General features: G+C 39.6%; 24 protein-coding genes. 1 reads left to right on the top strand and 23 read right to left on the bottom strand.

The genetic code is table 11. From position 1 onward, the window contains the following. Nucleotides 1–19 precede the first annotated feature (19 nt). The 13 genes from B1R93_RS16605 to smc form a co-directional block, all read right to left on the bottom strand. Complete coding sequence (locus B1R93_RS16605; protein WP_088105075.1) at nt 20–787, bottom strand: ribonuclease HII; 768 nt, start codon at nt 785–787, stop codon at nt 20–22. Nucleotides 788–897: 110 nt separating this feature from the next. Beyond that, nucleotides 898–1,752, bottom strand: coding sequence for a ribosome biogenesis GTPase YlqF (ylqF, locus tag B1R93_RS16600; protein WP_280949490.1), 855 nt, complete (start codon nt 1,750–1,752; stop codon nt 898–900). A gap of 8 nt (nt 1,753–1,760) precedes the next feature. Beyond that, the gene (gene lepB, locus B1R93_RS16595; RefSeq protein WP_088105074.1) at nt 1,761–2,312 is read right to left on the bottom strand and encodes a signal peptidase I; all 552 of its coding nucleotides are present in this window, start codon (nt 2,310–2,312) and stop codon (nt 1,761–1,763) included. Between the two features lie 137 nt (nt 2,313–2,449). Then, nucleotides 2,450–2,794: a 50S ribosomal protein L19 gene (rplS, locus tag B1R93_RS16590; RefSeq protein WP_088105073.1), complete on the bottom strand. Its 345-nt coding sequence runs from the start codon at nt 2,792–2,794 to the stop codon at nt 2,450–2,452. Between the two features lie 143 nt (nt 2,795–2,937). Continuing rightward, nucleotides 2,938–3,678 carry a tRNA (guanosine(37)-N1)-methyltransferase TrmD gene (gene trmD / locus B1R93_RS16585; protein WP_088105072.1) on the bottom strand — a complete coding sequence of 247 codons (741 nt, stop codon included), beginning with the start codon at nt 3,676–3,678 and terminating at the stop codon, nt 2,938–2,940. Next, nucleotides 3,678–4,193: a ribosome maturation factor RimM gene (gene rimM / locus B1R93_RS16580; RefSeq protein WP_088105071.1), complete on the bottom strand. Its 516-nt coding sequence runs from the start codon at nt 4,191–4,193 to the stop codon at nt 3,678–3,680. The genes trmD and rimM overlap by 1 nt, the downstream gene beginning before the upstream one ends. Further along, nucleotides 4,190–4,600 (bottom strand): YlqD family protein, encoded by a 411-nt coding sequence (locus B1R93_RS16575; protein ID WP_088105070.1) that lies wholly within the window; start codon nt 4,598–4,600, stop codon nt 4,190–4,192. The genes rimM and B1R93_RS16575 overlap by 4 nt, the downstream gene beginning before the upstream one ends. 89 nt (nt 4,601–4,689) lie before the next feature. Further along, nucleotides 4,690–4,920, bottom strand: a complete 231-nt coding sequence (locus B1R93_RS16570; RefSeq protein ID WP_088105069.1) for a KH domain-containing protein — start codon at nt 4,918–4,920, stop codon at nt 4,690–4,692. Nucleotides 4,921–4,976: 56 nt separating this feature from the next. After that, complete coding sequence (gene rpsP / locus B1R93_RS16565) at nt 4,977–5,249, bottom strand: 30S ribosomal protein S16 (RefSeq protein ID WP_088105068.1); 273 nt, start codon at nt 5,247–5,249, stop codon at nt 4,977–4,979. A gap of 85 nt (nt 5,250–5,334) precedes the next feature. Then, nucleotides 5,335–6,693, bottom strand: coding sequence for a signal recognition particle protein (gene ffh, locus B1R93_RS16560; protein ID WP_088105067.1), 1,359 nt, complete (start codon nt 6,691–6,693; stop codon nt 5,335–5,337). 11 nt (nt 6,694–6,704) lie between these two features. Beyond that, nucleotides 6,705–7,034: a putative DNA-binding protein gene (locus tag B1R93_RS16555; RefSeq protein WP_088105066.1), complete on the bottom strand. Its 330-nt coding sequence runs from the start codon at nt 7,032–7,034 to the stop codon at nt 6,705–6,707. 262 nt (nt 7,035–7,296) lie between these two features. Beyond that, nucleotides 7,297–8,301, bottom strand: coding sequence for a signal recognition particle-docking protein FtsY (ftsY, locus tag B1R93_RS16550; protein ID WP_088105065.1), 1,005 nt, complete (start codon nt 8,299–8,301; stop codon nt 7,297–7,299). Between the two features lie 11 nt (nt 8,302–8,312). Beyond that, nucleotides 8,313–11,879, bottom strand: coding sequence for a chromosome segregation protein SMC (smc, locus tag B1R93_RS16545; RefSeq protein ID WP_088105064.1), 3,567 nt, complete (start codon nt 11,877–11,879; stop codon nt 8,313–8,315). A gap of 168 nt (nt 11,880–12,047) precedes the next feature. Here smc and B1R93_RS16540 point away from each other — a divergent pair, with 168 nt between their 5' ends. Next, nucleotides 12,048–12,269: a DUF1128 domain-containing protein gene (locus B1R93_RS16540; protein WP_088105063.1), complete on the top strand. Its 222-nt coding sequence runs from the start codon at nt 12,048–12,050 to the stop codon at nt 12,267–12,269. Nucleotides 12,270–12,322: 53 nt separating this feature from the next. Here B1R93_RS16540 and rnc read toward each other — a convergent pair whose 3' ends face one another. The 10 genes from rnc to B1R93_RS16490 form a co-directional block, all read right to left on the bottom strand. Continuing rightward, the gene (rnc, locus tag B1R93_RS16535; protein WP_088105062.1) at nt 12,323–13,108 is read right to left on the bottom strand and encodes a ribonuclease III; all 786 of its coding nucleotides are present in this window, start codon (nt 13,106–13,108) and stop codon (nt 12,323–12,325) included. An 89-nt stretch (nt 13,109–13,197) separates the two neighbouring features. Continuing rightward, the gene (gene acpP / locus B1R93_RS16530; RefSeq protein ID WP_088105061.1) at nt 13,198–13,431 is read right to left on the bottom strand and encodes an acyl carrier protein; all 234 of its coding nucleotides are present in this window, start codon (nt 13,429–13,431) and stop codon (nt 13,198–13,200) included. Between the two features lie 90 nt (nt 13,432–13,521). After that, nucleotides 13,522–14,265 (bottom strand): 3-oxoacyl-[acyl-carrier-protein] reductase, encoded by a 744-nt coding sequence (fabG, locus tag B1R93_RS16525; protein WP_088105060.1) that lies wholly within the window; start codon nt 14,263–14,265, stop codon nt 13,522–13,524. After that, complete coding sequence (gene fabD, locus B1R93_RS16520; RefSeq protein WP_088105059.1) at nt 14,265–15,212, bottom strand: ACP S-malonyltransferase; 948 nt, start codon at nt 15,210–15,212, stop codon at nt 14,265–14,267. The genes fabG and fabD overlap by 1 nt, the downstream gene beginning before the upstream one ends. Nucleotides 15,213–15,225: 13 nt before the next feature. Further along, nucleotides 15,226–16,224, bottom strand: a complete 999-nt coding sequence (gene plsX / locus B1R93_RS16515) for a phosphate acyltransferase PlsX (protein WP_088105058.1) — start codon at nt 16,222–16,224, stop codon at nt 15,226–15,228. Next, complete coding sequence (fapR, locus tag B1R93_RS16510) at nt 16,221–16,808, bottom strand: transcription factor FapR (RefSeq protein WP_088105057.1); 588 nt, start codon at nt 16,806–16,808, stop codon at nt 16,221–16,223. The genes plsX and fapR overlap by 4 nt, the downstream gene beginning before the upstream one ends. A 198-nt stretch (nt 16,809–17,006) precedes the next feature. Continuing rightward, entirely contained in the window at nt 17,007–19,055 is a 2,049-nt protein-coding gene (gene recG, locus B1R93_RS16505) for an ATP-dependent DNA helicase RecG (protein WP_088105056.1), read from the bottom strand. A gap of 99 nt (nt 19,056–19,154) precedes the next feature. Beyond that, nucleotides 19,155–20,015 carry a DegV family protein gene (locus tag B1R93_RS16500; RefSeq protein ID WP_088105055.1) on the bottom strand — a complete coding sequence of 287 codons (861 nt, stop codon included), beginning with the start codon at nt 20,013–20,015 and terminating at the stop codon, nt 19,155–19,157. 26 nt (nt 20,016–20,041) lie between these two features. Then, nucleotides 20,042–21,682 (bottom strand): DAK2 domain-containing protein, encoded by a 1,641-nt coding sequence (locus tag B1R93_RS16495; RefSeq protein WP_088105664.1) that lies wholly within the window; start codon nt 21,680–21,682, stop codon nt 20,042–20,044. Nucleotides 21,683–21,749: 67 nt separating this feature from the next. Further along, nucleotides 21,750–22,112, bottom strand: coding sequence for an Asp23/Gls24 family envelope stress response protein (locus B1R93_RS16490; protein ID WP_088105054.1), 363 nt, complete (start codon nt 22,110–22,112; stop codon nt 21,750–21,752). Nucleotides 22,113–22,257: the final 145 nt, after the last annotated feature.

Here is a 22,257-nt window from a genome sequence, read left to right as displayed (position 1 = left end):
CTTCCCTTTTTGATATGTATTAACAGCCCTCTTTAATTGGTCGAAACGATCGTCTATGTTCCGGAGTAATACCATATTGGTTAATAGCCTCTAAATGTTCTTTCGTTCCATAACCAACATGTTTTGAAAAACCATACTCTGGGTACTTTTGATCCAATTCTTCCATATATCGATCCCTTGTTACTTTCGCTAAAACAGAACTAGCAGCAATTGAAAGACTTTTTTGGTCACCTTTAATTAACGAAAGTTGTTTAATAGGTAGTGATAGATTAATTGCATCTAAAAGTAAATAATCAACATCAATACCTAATCCCTTAACCGCCTTAGTCATGGCTAACTTTGTTGCTTGATAAATATTTATTTCATCAATAGTTCGAGCATCTACAGTCGCAATGGAATATGCAGTTGCTTGTTTTTTTATTTCCTTGTAAAATAGTTCTCGTTTTTCTTTTGAAAGCTTTTTTGAATCAGTTAAACCTAGTAATTGAAATTGGGGTGGAAGTACAACAGCTGCAGCAACAACGGGACCTGCTAAAGGGCCTCTTCCTACCTCATCCAGTCCAGCAATTGCTCTATACCCCGTTGTTCTTAATTGTCTCTCATGTTCGCACATACTATCGTGCATAGCTTCTAATGCTGCTACATGCTCCCGTTTCTTATCGTATTTTCTAAGTAATTGCTGTACACCTTTCCGTTCATCTAATCGCAATTCTTCAATAAAACCCATTTCAATATTTGTTTCATAATCTAATAGTTTTTCAATTTCTTTAATTGCCAGTCGCTTCATTCGTCTCACCTTTCTTCTATCTATTATATCGTCATCATGTAACATAAACTTTATGGCATCATAAAAAAGCCGTTAGAAAAACGGAAAAGTGTTTTTCTAACGGCTTCCAATTAATTAGATGGCTTCTCCAGCGTAATCTGTCCAAGTGTTCCAGAACGAAGCTCTCTCAAAATAATCTCTGCAGCTTTGTCGTAATCAATATAGCCACCGGAAAGCAAACATCCTCTTTTCCTACCAATTGCGTCGAAAAGCTCCAGTCCTTCATCAGGTACTTGCTCTAACTTGTATCGCTCCTTGACTCTGTCAGGGTATTCATCCTTTAAATAATTTAATACAAACAAAGCAACATCCTGAAAATCAAGTAACTCATCTTTAATCGCCCCAGTAGCAGCTAAACGAAATCCCGTTATTTGATCTTCAAATTTAGGCCACAGAATCCCCGGGGTATCTAATAATTCAAGTTCTGTACCCACCTTTATCCATTGCTGTTGCTTTGTTATTCCGGGTCTGTCACCAACCTTTGCGATTTTCTTAGAGGCAAGACGGTTAATCAAAGTTGATTTCCCTACATTTGGTATCCCTAATATCATTGCCCGGATCGCTCGGGGTTTCATTCCTTTCGACCTCAGCTTTTCCAGTAATGCACTAGCAAGCTGCTGACAAGCGGCAGCGATTTGTTCAGTTCCTTTTCCTGTTTGTGAGTTAATTGAAAGAACCATTGCCCCTTTTTGTTCAAACCAACGTTTCCATTGAGCTGTCACATTTGGATCAGCTAAATCTGTTTTATTTAAAAGAATAAGACGCGGTTTATGAGCAACAATCTCATCTATCATTGGATTACGCGACGATAGTGGGACCCTTGCATCTAATAACTCAATGACAACATCAATTAATTTTAACTTCTCCGTAACTTCTCTTCTAGCTTTAGCCATATGGCCCGGAAACCATTGAATCGTTTTCGTCACTTCTTCACCTACTTTGCGATTCGAATATCTGAAATTGGCCAGAAAACAACGTTAGCTTTCCCTACCACTTTATCTATATGGACGGTTCCAATGTCGCGACTGTCCTTACTATGACGACGGTTATCTCCTAATACAAAAAGATGTTCTTCTGGAACAACCGTTTCACTAGTGACTTCCACAAGTTGAAAATCACTTGTTAAACTTTCCCCTTTATACACCTGCTTTAACTCGTCCAAATAAGGTTCTTCTATCGGTTCATCATTTACATAAAGAACATCGCCACGATACTCAACCTTATCTCCTGGAAGGCCAATTACCCTCTTTATATAGTCTTTACCATCTGGAGCATGGAATACAATAATATCAAACCGATTAGGCTCACCAATGACATAACTAATTTTATCAACGATCATTCGATCACTGTGTTCCAGTGTTGGCATCATTGATTGCCCATCAACGACGATTGGTGCAAACAAAAAATAACGGATAACAAATGCAAGAACAAGTGCAATTGCAACAGCTTTTACCCATTCCCATGAATCTGATTTGGCCTTTGTCATGTAGGTTTCCTCCATGAATTCTATTTCATTTTTTTATTTTAACATACTCTTTGAAGGACGGGTCAGATTAACTTTTTTATGAAACGCTTCTTTGATGAAAAAAGAAGCTTAGTTGCCTAAGCTCCTTTCTTTTGTACTTATCGAATTTCTTTAATACGAGCCGCTTTTCCACGTAATGCACGTAGATAGTAAAGTTTAGCACGACGTACTTTACCGCGACGCTTCACTTCAATCTTAGCGATTTTCGGTGAATGTAATGGGAATGTACGTTCAACGCCTACACCGTAAGAAACCTTACGAGCTGTGAAAGTTTCGCTAATTCCAGTACCACGACGCTTAATAACAACGCCTTCGAATAACTGGATACGTTCACGAGTTCCCTCAACAACTTTAACGTGGATCACTAACGTATCACCTGGGCGAAACGAAGGGATATCACTACGTAATTGCTCACTAGTAATTTCACGGATAATGTTGTTCATATAATTCCACTCCTTCCATACAGATGCTCTTATCAGGTAACTCTGCAGCGGAACATCGTAATCACTGGCCTAAGCCACAAAGATTATAATAGCATAGAGAACATGGAAGCACAAGGTTTCAGAAAAGTTTTTCTTCAAGGTTGTTATTTTTTATCAGGCAGTTCCAACTCTTGTAACCATTTTCTCTCTTCCTCCGTTAAACGTTCATGATTAATTAATTCAGGTCGCCGCTCCCATGTTCGTCTTAAAGATTCGAGCTTTCGCCATTCTTCAATATTTTTATGATGACCAGAAAGTAATACATCTGGAACCTTTAAACCACGAAATTCCGCTGGACGTGTATAATGAGGGTGCTCAAGTAAACCCGTCGAAAAAGAATCTGTAACGGCTGATTCTTCATTACCTAACACACCAGGGAGTAATCGAGTCACACTGTCAGCAATCACCATAGCCCCTAATTCGCCACCAGTGAGAACATAGTCACCGATCGAAATCTCATCGGTTACTAAATGGGTTCGTACACGCTCATCATAGCCTTCATAGTGACCACAAAGAAGGATTAAATGCTTCTCATTTGCTAGTTCTTCTGCTTTTGCTTGAGTATAACGTTCACCTTGTGGACAAAGCATAATAATTCTTGGTTTGTCTTCAATTGTTTCTGTTAAGGCATCAACCGCATCAAAAATCGGCTGCGCACGTAAAACCATTCCTGCTCCTCCACCATACGGATAATCATCTACTTTCTTATGTTTATTATCCGCATACTCCCGGAAATCTACAACTCCGAAAGACACCGCACCATTTTGTTCTGCATGCTTTAAGATCGATGAACCAAAAACCCCAGTAAACATTTCCGGAAATAGTGTTAATACATCAATTTTCATTAATCTATTAGCCCCTCTAGAAGATGAATGTGAATTTTTTTCTGTTCAACATCTACCTCTTGCACAACAGATTCAATATAAGGAATAAGCACGTCCTTGCCTCCACCTTTTCGTTGAATCACCCACACATCATTGGCTCCCGTTTCAATGATTTCCTTCACTATTCCCAGCTCTTCTTCGTCTTCTGTTACAACCGTACAACCAATAATCTCGTGATAATAAAACTCACCTTCATTTAGATCTTCTAAATATTCCCCAGAAACGAAAAGCTGGCTTCCTTTAAACTTTTCAACTTCATTAATAGATGGATACCCTTCAAATTGCAATAAATCGAAATTTTTATGTGTTCTGTGATGAGCAACAATTACAGGTATTTCTTTGTCTTCGAGACGAATCATTAGCTCCGTTCCTTTTGCATAGCGCTCTTCTGCAAAATCTGTAGATGAAATGACCCGCACTTCTCCTCTTACACCATGAGTGTTGACGATTTTTCCTACTTTAAACCATTCTGTCATGTCTCATTCCTACCTTCTCGAAATTCATGAATAATGCCATCTTTTATTATGATTTCAATTTCATTTGATTGATCAGGCCAAGGGTCGCCTACACGAACATCAACAATAGCATCAACTGTGCCTTCATTTAGCTCCGTTCCAATTTCAAGCTTTTGCAACTGTTGAATTTTAAAATCAACTGCTGCCAGCTTTTCTTGTCTCAATGCTATCTCTTGATTAAAACGTTCACGAAGTAACCGTCTCTCTTCGTTTCCCTCAACATCTCTTATCGCTTTATGTAGCTGAAATTTCAACTGCTCTAATTCTCGCTCTACCTGTATGACATCTTTTTCAAACTCTTTAAGCATGTTAGCCTTTTTCTTTTCGGTTAACATATGCTTAACTGCAACCGTTCGCAAAAGTTTCATAAGTCACTCTCCAAAGGTATTATCAACAGTTTGTCCAAAAACCACCAAGCATAAAAGCAAAAAGGGAGAGGTTACCCTCACCCTTTTTGCTAATCAACGATGTCTAATCGCACTCGCTTGTTTTGCGTTGTTGCCGCTGCATAAACAACCGAGCGCATGGCCTTAGCTGTTCGACCTTGTTTACCAATAACCTTCCCCATATCATCAGGATGAACGGATAATCGTAAACATAGGGTTTGTCCGTCTTGCTGCTCCTCGACTTGAACATAATCGGGTTGGTCAACAAGCGATTTCGCAATATGTTCAACTAACGCTTTCATCGCATTCTCCTTCATGCCTTAATAGGATTCTCTACACTCCTATAAACCCGAAAGAATTACTTTTGGTTTTTTGAGTTGTGTAGCTTTTCCATTAAACCAGCTTTAGAGAAAAGGTTACGTACTGTATCAGATGGCTTTGCACCTTTTAACATCCAATCCACTGCTTTTTCCTCTTGAATATCAACCTTAGCTGGTTGAGTAAGTGGGTTGTACGTTCCAATCTCTTCAATGAAACGACCATCACGCGGAGCGCGAGAATCTGCAACTACTACACGATAAAATGGGGCTTTCTTAGAACCCATACGCTTTAAACGAATTTTTACTGCCATTCGTAGGACACCTCCAAAAATATTCACACAATAATTTATAATATCATCAATTTTTCTAGAGTCAACTAGAAAAAACGATTTCCAATTAAAATGGAAGTTTGAAACCTCCAAGGCCTTTGCCTTTTTTCTTCCCTTTTCCTGCCGTCATGTTTGTCATCTGCTTCATCATTTTCTTCATATCTTCAAATTGCTTTAGTAATCTGTTTACATCTTGAATCGATGTTCCACTTCCTTTAGCAATTCGACGACGACGACTTCCATTAATCATACTCGGCTCTTGTTTCTCTTGTTTCGTCATCGAGCGAACAATGGCTTCTACTCGACTAATCTGTTTATCATCAACTTGTAAATCTTTCATTCCTTTTGCTTTATTAAAGCCAGGCATCATATTTAATAGCTCATCTAATGGTCCCATATTTCGAACTTGGTCAAGCTGCTCAAGAAAATCATCAAACGTAAATTCGTTATTACGCATTTTCTTTTCTAATTCACGAGCTTTTTCTTCGTCGACATTTGTTTGTGCTTTTTCAATTAGCGTTAGCACGTCACCCATACCGAGTATTCTTGATGCCATTCTTTCAGGATGAAACGGTTCAAGCTGATCAATCTTTTCACCCATACCAGCAAACTTAATTGGTGTATTCGTAACAGCCTTTACAGAAATCGCTGCACCACCACGAGTATCACCATCTAATTTTGTTAGAACAACACCAGTCACATCGAGTTGTTCATTAAAACTCTCCGCAACATTTACAGCATCTTGTCCCGTCATAGCATCGACAACAAGCAAAATCTCATCTGGACTGGCAATCTCTTTCACTTGCTTCAACTCATCCATTAACGTTTCGTCTACATGAAGACGCCCCGCTGTATCGATAAGAACATAGTCATGATGATCTTCTTTTGCCTTTGCGATCGCTTGCTTGGCAATTTCAACTGGGCTAACTTGGTCACCTAATGAGAAAACAGGCATATTAAGCTGCTTTCCAAGTGTCTCTAATTGCTTAATAGCGGCTGGTCGATAAATATCGGCTGCAACTAAGAGCGGTTGGCGATTATGCTTTTTGCGAAGATGATTTGCAAGCTTTGCGGTTGTTGTTGTTTTACCGGCACCTTGTAAACCAACCATCATGACGACAGTTGGTGGTTTATTAGCCACCGCAATCTTACTTTGTTCGCCACCCATTAAAGCTGTTAATTCTTCATTTACCACCTTAATGACTTGTTGTCCAGGCGTTAAACTTTTCATAACTTCCTGCCCAAGTGCTTTTTCTCGAACAGTTGCAATAAATTGTTTTACTACTTTAAAGTTAACATCCGCTTCTAGTAATGCTAGACGAACTTCACGCATCATATCCTTCACGTCTTGTTCAGTTACTTTACCTTTACCACGGATTTTTGTTAATGTTTCTTGCAATCGCTCCGCTAAACCTTCAAATGCCATGATGTCGCCTCCTAATCCAATTTCTCAAGAGAATCGATAAGCTCTGTCATCTCTTCAGGAGTCGCGTTGCTTTTGGCTGCTTCTTTCAATTGAGCAATAAGAGCCGAACGCTTTTCAAACTTTTCAAGCAGTTGTAACTTCTGTTCGTACTCCTCAAGCATCGCTTCTGTTCGTTTAATATTATCATAAACGGCCTGGCGACTCACTTCAAATTCTTCGGCAATTTCACCAAGTGAGAAATCGTCAAGGTAATACAACCACATGTACTTACGCTGCTTCGGTGTTAGCAAGGACTGATAAAAATCGAATAAAAAATTCATTCGGAGCGTCTTATCTAACACGAAACCATCCCCTTGTTAAGTGATTTCCCTTTACGAGATATTATGATACATTACTAAAAAACAAGTGTCAAGTTTTTTTCTTAACAAGCCAACTGCATTGAAATACCTCCTTGCTGGCTTCCGAAGAGCCCCGCGCAGGAGCATTCGCTACTACTTGAATAAACTTCCTTGCTCGTATGTCCCGAGCAACGGAGGGCACTGAAAAAGGGAAAAGCACCCTTTTTCAGTGCCCTCTGATATTCGCCTTTTCAGTACCTGCACTCTATTCTTGTTTTTCTCCTTCTTCCTCTTCTTCCTCCAATACATCCTTAAACAAGCCATACACGAATTGTTCAGCATCAAAGGCTTGAAGGTCGTCCATTTTTTCACCAAGGCCGACATATTTCACTGGAATATCTAACTCATGGCGAATGGCCAACACAATTCCACCTTTAGCCGTTCCATCAAGCTTCGTTAATACGATTCCTGATACGTCAGTCGATTGACCAAACGTTTTTGCCTGAGACATTGCATTTTGTCCAGTTGTCGCATCAAGTACGAGTAATACTTCATGTGGCGCTCCTGGAACTTCACGTTCAATTACACGCTTTACCTTTTCTAACTCATTCATTAAATTTACTTTGTTTTGAAGGCGGCCTGCTGTATCACATAAGAGAACGTCAACGTTTCGAGATTTTGCAGCTTGAAGAGCATCATACATGACTGCAGCTGGATCAGAACCTGCTTGTTGTTTGATTACATCAACCCCAACACGCTCCCCCCATACTTCAAGTTGCTCAATAGCTCCTGCTCTAAACGTGTCTCCGGCAGCAAGCATCACTTTTTTGCCATCTTGCTTCAATTGGTGTGCTAGCTTACCAATTGTCGTTGTTTTCCCTACTCCATTAACACCAACAAATAAGACAACTGTCATTCCATCTGTTTGTAAGTTTAATGTCGCTTCATCCTCTTCCTTTTGGAGTAGCTCAGCTAATTTCTCGGAAATGACTGGCTGGATTTCTTTTGTATCTTTAATGTTCCGAATACGCACTTCATCTTTTAGCTCATCGATTAATTCCATAACAGTGGTAACCCCAACATCAGCACTAATTAAGATTTCCTCTAGCTCTTCAAAAAAGTCTTCATCCACTTTTCTGTAACGATAAACAAGATCATTCATTCTTCCTACGAAGGAATCTCTCGTTTTTTCAAGACCTGTCTTAAACTTTTCAGTAACTTCCGTTGTTTGGTTCGTAATCTTTTCTTTCAGCTTTTTGAAAAAACTCATCTCACACGCTCCTAGCTTTCAATTAATTCTTTTGTCTCTTCTAAACGAACTGATACTAGACGAGACACTCCAGATTCTTGCATTGTAACCCCGTATAACACATCAGCTTCTTCCATCGTACCCTTTCGATGCGTAATAACAATAAATTGTGTTGCCTGACTGAAATCTTTTAAGAAGTGGGCAAAACGACTAACATTTGCCTCATCTAATGCAGCTTCAACTTCATCAAGAACACAGAATGGGACAGGTCTGACCTTTAAAATGGCGAAAAGGAGTGCTATCGCAGTTAATGCTCGCTCACCACCAGAAAGTAAGGCAAGATTTTGTAGCTTCTTCCCGAGTGGACGAGCCATGATTTCAACACCCGTGTTTAACATATCATCTGGTTGCGTTAAAACAAGGTCGGCCTCTCCACCACCGAATAATTCTCGGAAAACAACTTGAAAATGCTGTCTTATATGAGAATATGTGTCCTTAAAACGCTTTGTCATTTCCTCATCCATTTCAGCTATAACCTCATGTAATGTTGCCTTTGCTTCAAGCAAATCTTTCTGTTGTTCAGAAAGAAAGTCAAAACGTTCACGCACTCGTTCATATTCCTCGATTGCCCCCAGATTAACATGACCCAACTCATCAATAGCTAACTTAATGAGCTTCACCTTTGTACGCGCCTCCTCAGCTTCGATTGTCAGTTCGTATTCCTGCTTGGCTGCCTCGAAAGATAGCTCATATTCCTCACGCAAATGCGTTAAACGGTTGTCTAATTCAACATCAAGACGATTAACTCTAACTTCAATTTGTCGACACTCATCTGCCATTAACGTTGCTTCACCTTGTTGTTGTTTAAGCTTTTTTTCTAATTCGATATATTCTTGCTCTAACCCTTCTCGTTCCTTACGTGCAGCATGCAGTTTTTCAGATAAATCTTGTTTCTTTTTCCGATTTAATTCAATCCGATCCGCTAACGTATGTTCACCTGTTGTCCCATCCGTTAACTCTGACTCTAACAACGAAAATTGGTCCTGTAAGTCAGTAAGTTCATTGTGGTTCTGCTCTTGATTTAACTGAAGCCTTTGAACTTGCTCGCGAATAAAATGAAACCTTTCCTTAGCTTGAGCTAGTTCGACTTTATCAGTCGTGAGTTCCTGCTGTAATGTTTCCTTAGAACTTCTTTGCTGCTTTCGCTCTTCTTCAAGACGCTTCACCTCAGCCTCTAGCTGTTCTGCTTCAGTTAATGCATGCTCATAGCTAATTTCTAGCTCTGCTAGACGGTCTGTTATACGCTCATACTCATTCAAAAAGCTTTCATGGTCCCGATCATAACGAACAAATCGTTCTTCCATATTATTCGCTTCTAACTCTAATTCACGTAGTACTGTTTTTGCTTCCTGAAGCTCAGTTCTAGCGTCTTCCCCTTCTTGCCTTACATGCTCAAGCTCAGTTTCTGATTCTTTTACTTGTTCCTTTAATAACTTTACGGCCTGCTCTAAATCATAGGATGATTCCTTCAGTTTAACAAGCTTCGTCTGTAAATCCTCTAGCTCACGCTTTCGACCGAGTAAAGGTGTTTGGGACTGCTTCACACTTCCTCCAGTCATCGAACCCCCAGGGTTAACAACATCCCCATCTAAGGTAACAACCCGAAAACGATGATTTACAATCCTAGCTAACGCATTTGCACCGTGTAGATCTTTTGCAATAATAACATGGCCGAGTAAATTTGAGATAACATCATGATATCGCTTATCAAAGGTTAGAAGAGAAGAGGCAATACCGACAAACGCTTCATTTTTACTTAGTTCTTGTAATTGAAAGTCTGGAATTGTTCTAGGCTTCATAACAGGTAAAGGTAAAAAAGTCGCTCTCCCAATTCGGTTCTTCTTTAAGAATTGGATAGCCTGTCTTGCATCGGCTTCACTTTCAACAACTATATGCTGTGATGCCCCTCCTAGTGCTACTTCTAAAGCAGTCTCAAATTGTTTAGGAACTTGAATCAGTTCAGCAACTGCCCCAACAATCCCCTGTAGGTGACCATCACGAGCCTTTAGTATCTCTTTAACACCATGAAAGAACCCTGAGAAGTCAGCCTGCATCTCTTCAAGGACATCTGCTCTTGATTGTAGCTTTTGAATCAACTGATATGCTTCATAAAGCTGTGATTCCTTTTTATGATATCGTTCTTTTTGCTGCTCTAGACTTCTTTGAAGCTGACGAAACCTATCACTAATGGTCGTTAACTGTTTTTCTTTTACCTGCAACCGCTCTACTGCTGCAGTTTGCTTTTCTTGCATTTCTTTTCGGGTTGAAAGCATTCCTTCATTCTCCGATAACAAACGCTCTTGCTTTGTTTTTTGTTGACGTTGTTGCTCTTCTAAATACCTTCTTTCATTGCGGATAGATGCTTGTTCATTTAAAACTTCAATATAGTCCGCCTTTAACCTGTCTAATTCCTGCTCCACATCTGCTTCAGATAGCGAAAGAAGCTGTTCTTTTTCCTTCACCTTTTGTTCTAACTTAGTAAGAGTTTCTCTAGCTTCAGCTAACCGTTCCGATTGCAGCCGGTATTCCACTTCAATTTGCTTTTTTTGCTCCGTTCTTTCGTTAATTGCTTTTATTAATTGTTCTTTATTCTGTGAAGCATTTTTTTTCCGTTCCTTTAAAACTTCACGTTTGCCTTCATTTTTTTCTAATTCTTCACTAGCTAAAAGTAATTCATCCTGTGCTTGGTTAATACTTTCAGTAACTTCGAATGAACGTTGACGAAGCTTCCCTAATTCTAACTCCATCTCTTCTAGCTTCTCAGAACGCTCTGTATATTGAAGGCGTAACTGGTCAAGCTGCTCTTTTTCTTTCGTCCATCTTTCATGAAGCTCTTCAATTTCATAAACCATAAGAGCAATTTCAACGACCTTTAATTGCTCACGTTTTTCTAGATAGTCCTTTGCCATTGACGCTTGCACTTTTAATGGTTCTACTTGTCCCTCTAACTCGTGTAAAATGTCTTCTACACGAAATAAATTCTCTTGTGTTTCATTTAAACGTTTTTCAGCCTGAATTTTTCTTGTTTTATATTTTAGAACACCAGCCGCTTCTTCAAAAATTACACGACGATCCTCTGCCTTACTACTTAAGATTTCTTCCACTTTCCCTTGACCAATAATTGAATATGCTTCTCGTCCGAGACCAGAATCCATAAACAATTCTACAATGTCCTTAAGCCGACAAGTCTGTTTATTAATAAAGTATTCACTATCACCTGAGCGATAAACACGCCGAGTCACACTTACTTCACTGTAATCAATGGGAATATGTTGGTCTTCATTATCTAATACTAAGCTAACCTCAGCATAATTAAGAGGTTTTCGTGAATCACTTCCGGCAAAAATGATGTCTTCCATTTTTGAACCTCTTAGTGATTTTGCTGATTGCTCACCTAGCACCCATCTAATTCCATCTGAAATATTACTTTTCCCACTCCCATTAGGGCCGACAACTGCTGTCACACCCGGAACAAAATCGATGGAAATTTGTTCTGCAAAGGATTTAAACCCTACGACCTCTAGTCGTTTGAGGAACATATTCCTTCCCCCTATTCTTTTATAACAACTGTCCTATTTTACCATACTCAGCTCCTCAATTAAATGAGTTGACAAGTAACTATGGTTTTATCCTTCTATGAGCGACAAATGCTCATTCCTATGGTACGATATAAATCATAAAAATGTACAAGTAGAAAGGGTGGTATAATGGATTTATCTGTTAACAGCCGAGATAACATTGAATACATGATAGAGCGTATCAAAGATAAACTTCAAATTGTAAATGCAGGTGCCTTAAACGCTAAAAGTTTTGACACAGAGCAATATGAAGAGCTACGTGACATTTACGAAATGATTCAGAAAAAACAATCCTTCTCTGTAAGTGAGCTTGACGCGATTGTTTCAGAGCTTGGTCGCTTACGTAAATAAAGGGGAAAAAACGTGCTCAAATTGAGCACGTTTTTTTTAAAATAATCACCCGTTTACGCTTGCTCGCTCAGCTTGCTTAATGCTTGTTGAGCTGCATGTTGCTCCGCTTCTTTCTTTGAACGCCCCGTCCCTACTCCAAGTGCAAGGTCATTCAAATGAACTTCTGAAACAAATTCACGATTATGTGCCGGTCCACGTTCCTGAACAATCACATAGTGAATTTGCCCTAAATTATCCCGTTGAATAAACTCTTGTAGCTGACTCTTAAAATCCATCATATGAGAAAAAGCACCCTCATTTATTTTTGGATACATTGTTTGATTCAAGAACTGGTAAACGGCCTCTAAACCTTGGTCTAAATAAAGAGCTCCAATAAATGATTCAAACACATCAGCAAGTAATGCGGGTCTCGTACGACCACCTGTCATTTCTTCCCCTTTACCTAGTAACACAAGTTTACCAAATTCGAGTTCCTCCGCAAATCGTGCTAACGAAGGCTCACAAACGATCGAGGCACGAAGCTTTGTCATATCTCCTTCACTCATTGTTCCGAATTTCTTAAAGAGAAATTGCGAAACGGCCAATTCAAGTACCGCATCTCCAAGAAATTCCAAACGTTCGTTATCCTGAAAGGAATAAATACGGTGCTCATTCACATAGGATGAATGGGTGAAAGCCTGTATTAAAAGCTTTCTGTTTTCAAAAGTCAGCCCAATTCTCTCAAGTAATTCCGTAAATTGACGTTTCTGGTCTTCTGTTAAAATAAGACGTTTTTGATTTCGTCTTCGGTCATAGTAATTGGATCGTGGTTTGCGATGATTTTTTGACGATTGTGGCATTGTGACCTCCCACACAAAGAAAAATTAGCCTTTCAATATTGATCTAGTTAAAGGAAGTCCCACATGTAAAACATATGGGACTTTACCTATTACTGACGGCTGTTTATGTACTCAACGACATCAGCGACAGTCGAAATTTTTTCTGCATCTTCATCAGAAATTTCTAAATCAAACTCGTCCTCAAGTTCCATAACAAGTTCAACAACATCCAATGAGTCAGCACCTAGATCATCTTTAAAAGATGCTTCAGGCTTAACCTCTGCCTCTTCAACACCAAGACGATCAACAACGATCTTCGCTACACGCTCTAATGTATCTGCCATGTTCCGTTCACCTCCTCTCAAGGTTCAAAAGCTAGAAGAATTTTACCGACATCCCCAGCATCTGTCAAGCCTCAATTATATTTTATCGCCTTATGGCATAACCATTCCACCATCAACATGTAAAGTTTGCCCTGTCATATAATCTGCATCTGCGCTCGCAAGAAAACGAACAACCGATGCAATTTGTTCAGGCTTCCCTAATGTTGCAAGTGGAATTTGTCCTAGTAGCTGTGCCTTCATGTCATCATTTAACTCATCTGTCATGTCAGTTTCAATAAAACCAGGTGCAACAGCATTTACATGAATATTACGATTTGCCAATTCACGTGCCATTGTCTTTGTTAAACCAATGACCCCAGCTTTTGCAGCAACATAATTAGCTTGTCCAGCATTACCTAGTACACCAACTACAGACGCAATATTTATAATTCTACCGTAGCGTTGCTTCATCATTTGACGAGTTACAGCCTTCGAACAATTGAATACACCTTTTAAATTTGTATTAATAACATCGTCCCATTCATCTTCCTTCATTCGCATTAACAAGTTATCTCTCGTAATACCAGCATTATTAACTAGGATATCGACACGTCCAAACGCTTCAATCGTTTCCTTAACAAGGGCTTGCACCTCTTCGGACTTGGCAACATCTGCCTGAATAGCAATGGCATCAGCACCTAGCTCCTTTATCTCGATAACGACTTGCTCAGCACGGTCCTTGCTTCCTGCGTAATTCACGACAACGTTAGCCCCATTACGGGCAAGCTCTAAAGCAGTCGCACGTCCGATCCCACGAGACGCACCTGTTACGATTGCTACTTTTCCTTGCAACATTATTCTGTCACTCCTTCCAACTGTTCAACAACCTTCATTAAACTTTCGCGGTCATTCACTGCAAACGCTCGAACACGTCGATTTACCTTTTTTACAAGACCTGTAAGTACATTTCCCGAACCAACCTCTATAAACGTGTCGACTCCTAAATCTAACAGCTTCTTAACAGAGTCCTCCCATAGAACTGGAGAATAGACTTGCTCGACTAGTCGTTTCCGAATTTCTTCTTGCTGTACAACTTCACCTGCCGTTACATTTGCAATAACAGGAACGGACGCATCCTGAATTGTTAAAGTATCTAAAATTGAATGTAACTTTTCTGCAGCTGGTTTCATTAATGAAGAGTGAAACGGGCCACTCACTTGAAGGGGGATTACCCGTTTAGCCCCTGCTTCTTTTGCCTGCTCAGAGGCTTGTTTTACCCCTTCTGCTGAACCTGAAATTACGATTTGCCCCGGACAATTCAAGTTTGCTAATTCCGCAACCTCACCCGCGTTTTGTACTTGTTTACAAACTTTTTCTAATACATCCCTTTCAAGCCCAAGTACAGCTGCCATTGCCCCTTCTCCAAAAGGCACAGCTTCCTCCATAAAAAGTCCACGATTTCGAACGGCAAATACTGCATCCTCAAACGAAAGAGAATTAGCAGCCGTTAATGCACTATATTCTCCTAAACTATGCCCCGCAACATAGTCAGCTTCTATTCCCTTTTCCTTGAGTAATTGTAAAACAGCTACACTCATTGTTACAAGTGCTGGCTGCGTATGCTCCGTCCTTCTTAATGCTTCTTCTGGACCATTCAACATAATATCCGTTAACGAATAACCAAGTTTTTCATCAGCTCTTTTAAAAATATCCTCGCATACTGGCTCTTCTTCAATAAGAGTTTTCCCCATTCCAACTGCCTGAGAACCTTGACCTGGAAAGATAAACGCAATTTTCCCCACTCTACATCCCCCTCTATTCTTCTACTTTTTTTAGTTTTGACACTTCATTTTTAATAATAGTGACCACTTGTTGGTCAACCATTTCTCTAGCTTGACGAATCGCATGAAAAACAGCTGTTTCATCTGAAGATCCATGCGCTTTAATCACAGGAGATTTCAAACCGAAAAGACCCGCCCCCCCATATTCGGAATAGCTAAGTTTTCCTTTTAAACCTTGTAAATCAGATTTTAAAACACCTGCAGCAAGTTTATTTTTTATGGATTTCGTCATTTCCTTCTTCAACAAAGAAAACAAAGTTCCTGCTGTTCCTTCAATCGATTTTAAGACAAGATTTCCAGCGAAACCATCACATACGACAACATCAGCCACACCACTCAATAAATCGCGTGCTTCGACATTCCCGATAAACTGAAAGTTGGCTGCTTCAAGTAATGGAAATGCAGCTTTCGTTAACTCGTTGCCTTTCCCGCTCTCGGTACCAACATTTAACAACCCTACTCGTGGTTGTTTTCGTTTTGCTACCATTTCCATATATGTATTACCAATAATTGCATATTGTAAAAGGTGTTCTGGCTTTGCATCCATATTTGCACCAACATCAAGCAATAAAAAGCCTTTCCCATTCATTGTCGGGAGCATTGGTGAAAGAGCTGGGCGATCAATACCTGGAATTCTACCAACATAAAGTAGGCCTGCAGTCATTAAAGCTCCAGTATTTCCTGCTGAAATACATGCATCTGCACGTCCCTCCTTTACTTCTCGCATAGCTAATACCATAGATGAATCTTTCTTACGACGAACAGCCGTTGTCGGTTGGTCTGTATCTTCAATTTTTTCCGTTGTATGTAAAATCGTAATTTTAGAAGTATCTGTTAAGTATTTCTTTATTTCTTCTTCATGCCCAACTAATGTAATTTCAATATCATCAAAAGTTTTCACTGCGTTTTGTGCAGCAATTACAGGAGCCTGAGGAGCATGATCCCCACCCATGACATCCAGTGCTATCTTCATTCGTCACCTCTCCTTTCCCGTCTTTCATTTGAATGTGTTGTACGAAACATGACAAACTCCCCTACAAAAACAAGCTCCTGGTCAACGTAGCTTTTAACCTCAACATTTGTCCGTTCTTTCTCAAAAGCAATCACACTTGCCTTTGCAATTACCCGTTCCCCAGCTTTTACTTGTCGCTTAAAGCGTATCGTTGCTTTTGCAGTTAAAGCAAGTTCATCATTAATAATCGCCACAGCAAGTGAATTTGCTTGTGCAAAAAGATGATGCCCCCTCGCAATCCCAGACCTTGAAAAAACATGCTCTTCTTTCACATCTAAAATAGAGATCGCACGCTCATCGAGCTGTAAATCGACGATTTCACCTATTACTTCTTCGTGAGAAAGAGCTTTAATGTCATCCAACTGCTGCTTTGCGACATCCTTTATTCGTTCTCGCAGTTCAGGTATTGAAAGCTCCATTCGGTCCAACCTAATCGTTTGAATACTGACTGAAAATTTTTCTGAAAGGGCCTCATCTGTCATAAATGGATTCTTCTGAATTGTTTCCAATAACTTAGCTTGTCGCTCTTTTTTTCTTTGTCTCAAGTTATGCACCTTCCAACGTTCATAATTAGAAAAGGAAGTATTGGAGCAGTCATCAATTTAATGATTAGTAAAAGGGTTAAAACCTCAGATTTTATAAATCGTTTCATACCTATTTCATTGTCATTATACACTTAAATACTATCTTCTAGGACTAGGTACTAAGAGTAGTATATAATTCGATCTTGCTTATTTCAATAGTTAATCAAGCTTGTCTCCATTTAATACTCCTTGTTCCTCTAGAAATGTACGTAAGAAATTATAATGTTCAGCAGTCCAGAATTCGTCAAGCGAGATTATTTTAACGGCATCTTGTCTTGCAACTTCTAACGCTCGGTAATCATGAACAACATCTGCTAATTTGAAATCAGGTAAACCACTTTGCTTCGCACCAAAGAAATCACCTGGACCACGTAACTCTAAATCTCGCTCAGACAAAACAAATCCATCATTCGTTTCTGTCATAATTCGCATCCGTTCTTTTCCTACCTCGGATTTGGGATCAGCAAGTAAAATACAATACGACTGTGCATCACCTCTTCCAACTCTCCCCCGAAGCTGATGAAGCTGTGCAAGTCCGAAACGTTCTGCATCGTAAATGATCATAACAGTTGCATTTGGTACATTAACCCCTACCTCAACTACCGTAGTCGAAACCAGAATTTGGGTGTCATTCCGACTAAATGCCTCCATCACCGCATCCTTCTCCTGTGGATGCAAGCGCCCGTGCATAAGTCCTACAGAGTACCGCCCCGTAAAATGCTGCTGTAAAATCGCATGAACATCAATCGCATTTTGGACATCTAATTTTTCCGACTCCTCGATTAATGGACAGATTACATACGCTTGTCTTCCAGCTGTTAGTTCTTTTTCCGTAAACGAAAGAACTCGTTCAAGCATGTCAGGCTTAGCCCAGTATGTCTCTATCGCCTTTCTCCCTGCTGGCATTTCATCAATAATTGAAACATCCATATCGCCAAATACAGATATAGCCAATGTTCGAGGAATCGGGGTTGCTGTCATAAACAACACATTCACATGCTCACCCTTATCTCGTAGAACACGCCGCTGTTCAACACCAAAGCGATGCTGTTCATCGGTAATTACAAACCCTAATCGATGAAATACCACATCTTCTTGGATCAGAGCGTGTGTACCGACAAGGATATGAATGTCCCCTGCTTCTAATGCCTTTAGTCGTTCTTTTCTTTTTTTTCCTTTTATAGAGCCAGATAGTAGTTCAACACGGATCCCCTTCGGCTCCAATACTTGCTGCAATGAGGTTACATGCTGCTCAGCTAATATCTCAGTTGGGACCATGAGAGCAGACTGATAACCTGCCTTGGCAACAGCATACATACAAGTAGCTGCAACAATTGTTTTACCTGAGCCTACATCTCCTTGCAATAGACGATTCATCCGGTAAGTTGATGCTAAATCGCTACTTATTTCATCAACAACCCTTTTTTGAGCTGATGTTAACGGGAACGGTAAACCTTCAATAAACTCCGTTATATTTTCCTTTGATATGTGTAAAGATTGACCTACTGATTGCTCACGATTTGACTTGCGAAAAGCTTGCATTTTCAGCTGAAAAAATAAAAACTCTTCATACACAATTCTCCTTCTAGCCTGCTTAACCGCCTCTTGGTTCGGGGGAAAATGCAATCGATAAATAGCTTCTTTCTTGCCGAGGAGCTTGTACCGTTCTCGTAGGTGTAATGGAAGTGGTTCAGGTATTTGTTCACCAAATTGGGAGAGTGCTTGATAAATAAATTTTTTCAATGATTTTGACGTAATACTTCCAGACACCGAATAAATCGGTTCGATTGTTTGGTCGCGTTCTTCTTTTCCTTGGCGACATTCCGTTCCAGTAATCGTTAAACGATGTTGATCCCATTTTCCAGTAACAGTAACTTCACGACCGATACTCAATTGTTTTTTTAGAAAGGCACGATTAAAAAACGTAACTGTGATGAGTAATTGATTAACTAAAAGTCGAAACGATAAGCGATTTTTCTTTTTACCGTAGTATCTTACAGATGGCTCACTTTGAACGACACCTACGATCGTCACTCGTTCATCATGTTTTACTTCATGTAAATCTTTTAATTTATAATCTTCATAACGAAAAGGAAAATGTTCAATTAGCTCTTCTACTAAATATATTCCCAAAGCCTCAAGTTGCTTTGCGGTTTCATCGCCAATTCCCTTGACCTCAGTTACCGGTAATTTCATATATTCATTCATACTTGATGTGATTATTGAAAATCACTACCCTCCTTTCTAATCCGCTCCTAAATAAACAAAAATAATTCCCGCCTAACTTGAGGCAGGAATATGTAAAAGCTATGATTTGGCTTTCGTAACGACTAATGCAACAGCTCCTGGACCTGCATGTGCCCCAATAACAGCACCGATATTCGTTCGTACCTCTGACTGCACATTAAACTCCTGACGAGCACGCTCAAGAAGCTCATTGGCAAGTGAATCATTCACTGCATGAGGGGATCCAATATGAACAGGGGCATCCCCATACTCCTCTTTTAACACGTCAATTATTCTATTTATCGCTTTTTTCTGGCCACGAACTTTTTCAAACGGATATACTTCACCGTCTTCATTTATTGATAGAATTGGCTTTATTTTTAATAAAGAACCAAGTAAGGCTGATGCCTTTCCAATTCGACCATTTTTCTGTAAATATTCTAATGTATCAACAAGAAAATAAAGTTTCGTATCTTGTAATAATTCCTCTAAACGTTGTAAGCACTCCTCTAATGACTTACCTTGCTGGGCCATTCGAGCTACTTCAACAACCATAATCCCAATTCCATAAGAGGCAAGCTTTGAATCGACGACATGGAGGCTGATTTCTTCATCAAACGATTGGCTTGCTATTGAAGCGGCTTGAAACGTCCCACTAAGCTTTGAGGAAAGGTGAATGGAAATAATATTGGTTTCACCCTGCTCTGCGAGAGAACGGTAAACTTCTTCAAATTGAAAAGGTGTCGGTTGAGACGTTGTTGGGATTGTCTCTTCGACCATCAACTTTTGATAAAAATCTTGAGAGGTGAGTGTAACCCCATCCTCATAGGTCTCTTCTTCAGAGAATATGACATTAAGAGGAACAACTGTAATATTTAATTCCTCCGCAAGCTCCTTAGGAATATCAGCTGTACTATCGGTTACAATTTTCACTTTTGACATATAAATCTCTCCTTAACTCGTTCGACTTATTCTACCGAGAAAATATAAGAGTATATTGGCTGATTTCCTTTATGGACATCGACTTCAATTTCCGGGTGTTCCTCTTCTAGGAAAGTAAGTAAAGCCTCATTTTGAGCATCACTTGCATCTTCTCCTTGGAGAATGGTAATAATCTCACTGTCAGCCTTAATCATTTGTGTTAGTAAGGTTTTGGCAACCTCTAGCATATCTGGACCTGAAGTGACTATTTTTTTCTCAGCAATCCCCATAAAGTCATCTTTTTTAATGTTAACTCCATCAATGCTCGTGTCCCTAACTGCAAACGTTACTTGTCCAGTCTTTACACCTGCCATCGTATTAGTCATTACGGCAACATTCTCATTTAAGCTTTGTGATGGGTTAAATGAGAGTAGCGCTGCTAATCCTTGTGGAACTGTTTTAGAAGGCACAACAACAGCCTCAGCATCAACAACTTCAGCTGCCTGTTCAGCAGCCATTATAATATTACCGTTATTCGGAAGGATGATAACTTTCTTTGCATGAACTTGTTCAATTGCTTTAACAATGTCCTCTGTACTCGGGTTCATTGTTTGTCCACCTTGAATAACAACACCTGCGCCCATTCCTCTGAAGAGCTTAGCAATCCCATCACCCATTGAGACTGTTACGATGCCATATTCGCTTTTTTCTTTTGAAGCGTTTTCAGCCTCTTCCCCGTATACAGCCTTTGTTTCTTCAAGTAGATGCGTATGTTGCTCACGCATATTTTCAATTTTAACATTGATTAAATTCCCATATCGTTGCGCTTTCGTGATGACTTCCCCAGGCTGCTCAGCGTGGATATGTATTTTTAATAAATCTTCATCCGAAACTACGAGTAACGAATCTCCCCACTCACTTAGTTCCTCACGAAATGACTCTTCATTAAATGGTCTTTGGGCGACCTTTTCTTCCTCAAAGCGAACCATGACTTCTGTACAATACCCGAACTCAATATCTTCAGTTGCAATATGACTTTGGGCAGAATGATGCTCGATTCGAACAAGCTCCTCCATCTTTGGTTGTTCTGGTAGGGAATCAGGAAGCTTTTCACCTTTTATAACAGCAGAAAATCCTTCGTATATATAGACAAGACCTTGGCCACCTGAGTCAACAACTCCAACCTCTTTCAACACAGGAAGCAAATCAGGTGTCCGCTTCAACGATTTCTTTGCTTCGCTTACTATCTCATCAATCAAAACAACAAAATCCTGTTGTTTTTTTGCTACTTTAATTGCATGTTTCGCGACATCTTTGGCTACCGTTAAAATTGTACCTTCAACAGGTTTCATGACGGCTTTATAGGCTGTCTCTACACCTTTATCTAAGGCATGCGCAAAGTCAGACGTTGTAATCGTCTTCTTTCCTTCAATATCCTTTGAAAAGCCTCTAAAAAGCTGAGAAAGGATAACACCAGAGTTACCTCGTGCCCCCATAAGAAGTCCCTTTGCAAAGGCTGAAGCAACTTTGCTGGAATCTTCATGCACATTTTGTTTTACTTCTTTTACTCCAGAAGATATAGAAAGATTCATATTGGTTCCAGTATCACCGTCAGGGACAGGAAACACATTGAGAGAGTCGACAACTTTCACATGTTTTGATAAATTAGACGCTCCCTCGATAAACATTTGCGCAAGCTTTTTACCTTCAATTTGTTTAACTGATGACAAGAAAAGTTCCTCCTAACTTTCTAGGTTAAGGATTAGTGACGCGAACTCCCTGAACAAAAATGTTCACCGAATCTACATCAAGACCTAACATTTGTTCTAGTTGATATTTTACTTTTGTTTGGACATTATAGGCCACTTCAGAAATCTTAGTACCGTAGCTAACAATGATATACATATCTATGTGAATGTCATCCTCTTCCTCACGAATAACTACTCCGCGACGAAAATTCTCTTTCTTTAGTAGATCTGTAATTCCATCTTTTATTTGCTTTTGAGAAGCCATCCCAACAATTCCGTAGCAATCTACTGCTGCTCCACCAGCAATTGTTGCAACAACTTCCTTTGATACATCAACCGTTCCTAATTGCGTTTTCATTTCGATTGACATTTCGAAATTCCTCCCTTTCAAAACAGGCTATCGTTTATTTTACTATACTCTTAGTTAATTTAAAAGCTGTAAAGCTGTCAAGCAATAATACTTGATAAACTTTTGTTGTCCCTATTGCAATCTTATAGGGGCTATGCTACTATAT

The sequence above is a fragment of the Halalkalibacter urbisdiaboli genome, assembly GCF_002156385.1.
Lineage (GTDB): Bacteria > Bacillota > Bacilli > Bacillales > Bacillaceae_D > Halalkalibacter_A > Halalkalibacter_A urbisdiaboli.
This window is presented reverse-complemented; position numbering and strand designations above follow the sequence as displayed.

Coding starts and splice junctions, on each gene's coding strand:
- B1R93_RS16605 (WP_088105075.1), bottom strand. CDS start 787: ATGAAGCGACTGGCAATTAAAGAAATTGAAAAACTATTAGATTATGAA.
- lepB (WP_088105074.1), bottom strand. CDS start 2,312: ATGACAAAGGCCAAATCAGATTCATGGGAATGGGTAAAAGCTGTTGCA.
- rplS (WP_088105073.1), bottom strand. CDS start 2,794: ATGAACAACATTATCCGTGAAATTACTAGTGAGCAATTACGTAGTGAT.
- trmD (WP_088105072.1), bottom strand. CDS start 3,678: ATGAAAATTGATGTATTAACACTATTTCCGGAAATGTTTACTGGGGTT.
- rimM (WP_088105071.1), bottom strand. CDS start 4,193: ATGACAGAATGGTTTAAAGTAGGAAAAATCGTCAACACTCATGGTGTA.
- B1R93_RS16575 (WP_088105070.1), bottom strand. CDS start 4,600: ATGAAACTTTTGCGAACGGTTGCAGTTAAGCATATGTTAACCGAAAAG.
- B1R93_RS16570 (WP_088105069.1), bottom strand. CDS start 4,920: ATGAAAGCGTTAGTTGAACATATTGCGAAATCGCTTGTTGACCAACCC.
- rpsP (WP_088105068.1), bottom strand. CDS start 5,249: ATGGCAGTAAAAATTCGTTTAAAGCGTATGGGTTCTAAGAAAGCCCCA.
- ffh (WP_088105067.1), bottom strand. CDS start 6,693: ATGGCATTTGAAGGTTTAGCGGAGCGATTGCAAGAAACATTAACAAAA.
- ftsY (WP_088105065.1), bottom strand. CDS start 8,301: ATGAGTTTTTTCAAAAAGCTGAAAGAAAAGATTACGAACCAAACAACG.
- smc (WP_088105064.1), bottom strand. CDS start 11,879: ATGTTCCTCAAACGACTAGAGGTCGTAGGGTTTAAATCCTTTGCAGAA.
- B1R93_RS16540 (WP_088105063.1), top strand. CDS start 12,048: ATGGATTTATCTGTTAACAGCCGAGATAACATTGAATACATGATAGAG.
- rnc (WP_088105062.1), bottom strand. CDS start 13,108: ATGCCACAATCGTCAAAAAATCATCGCAAACCACGATCCAATTACTAT.
- acpP (WP_088105061.1), bottom strand. CDS start 13,431: ATGGCAGATACATTAGAGCGTGTAGCGAAGATCGTTGTTGATCGTCTT.
- fabG (WP_088105060.1), bottom strand. CDS start 14,265: ATGTTGCAAGGAAAAGTAGCAATCGTAACAGGTGCGTCTCGTGGGATC.
- plsX (WP_088105058.1), bottom strand. CDS start 16,224: ATGAAGATAGCACTGGATGTCATGGGTGGGGATCATGCTCCTCAGGCT.
- recG (WP_088105056.1), bottom strand. CDS start 19,055: ATGAATGAATATATGAAATTACCGGTAACTGAGGTCAAGGGAATTGGC.
- B1R93_RS16500 (WP_088105055.1), bottom strand. CDS start 20,015: ATGTCAAAAGTGAAAATTGTAACCGATAGTACAGCTGATATTCCTAAG.
- B1R93_RS16495 (WP_088105664.1), bottom strand. CDS start 21,682: ATGTTTATCGAGGGAGCGTCTAATTTATCAAAACATGTGAAAGTTGTC.
- B1R93_RS16490 (WP_088105054.1), bottom strand. CDS start 22,112: ATGTCAATCGAAATGAAAACGCAATTAGGAACGGTTGATGTATCAAAG.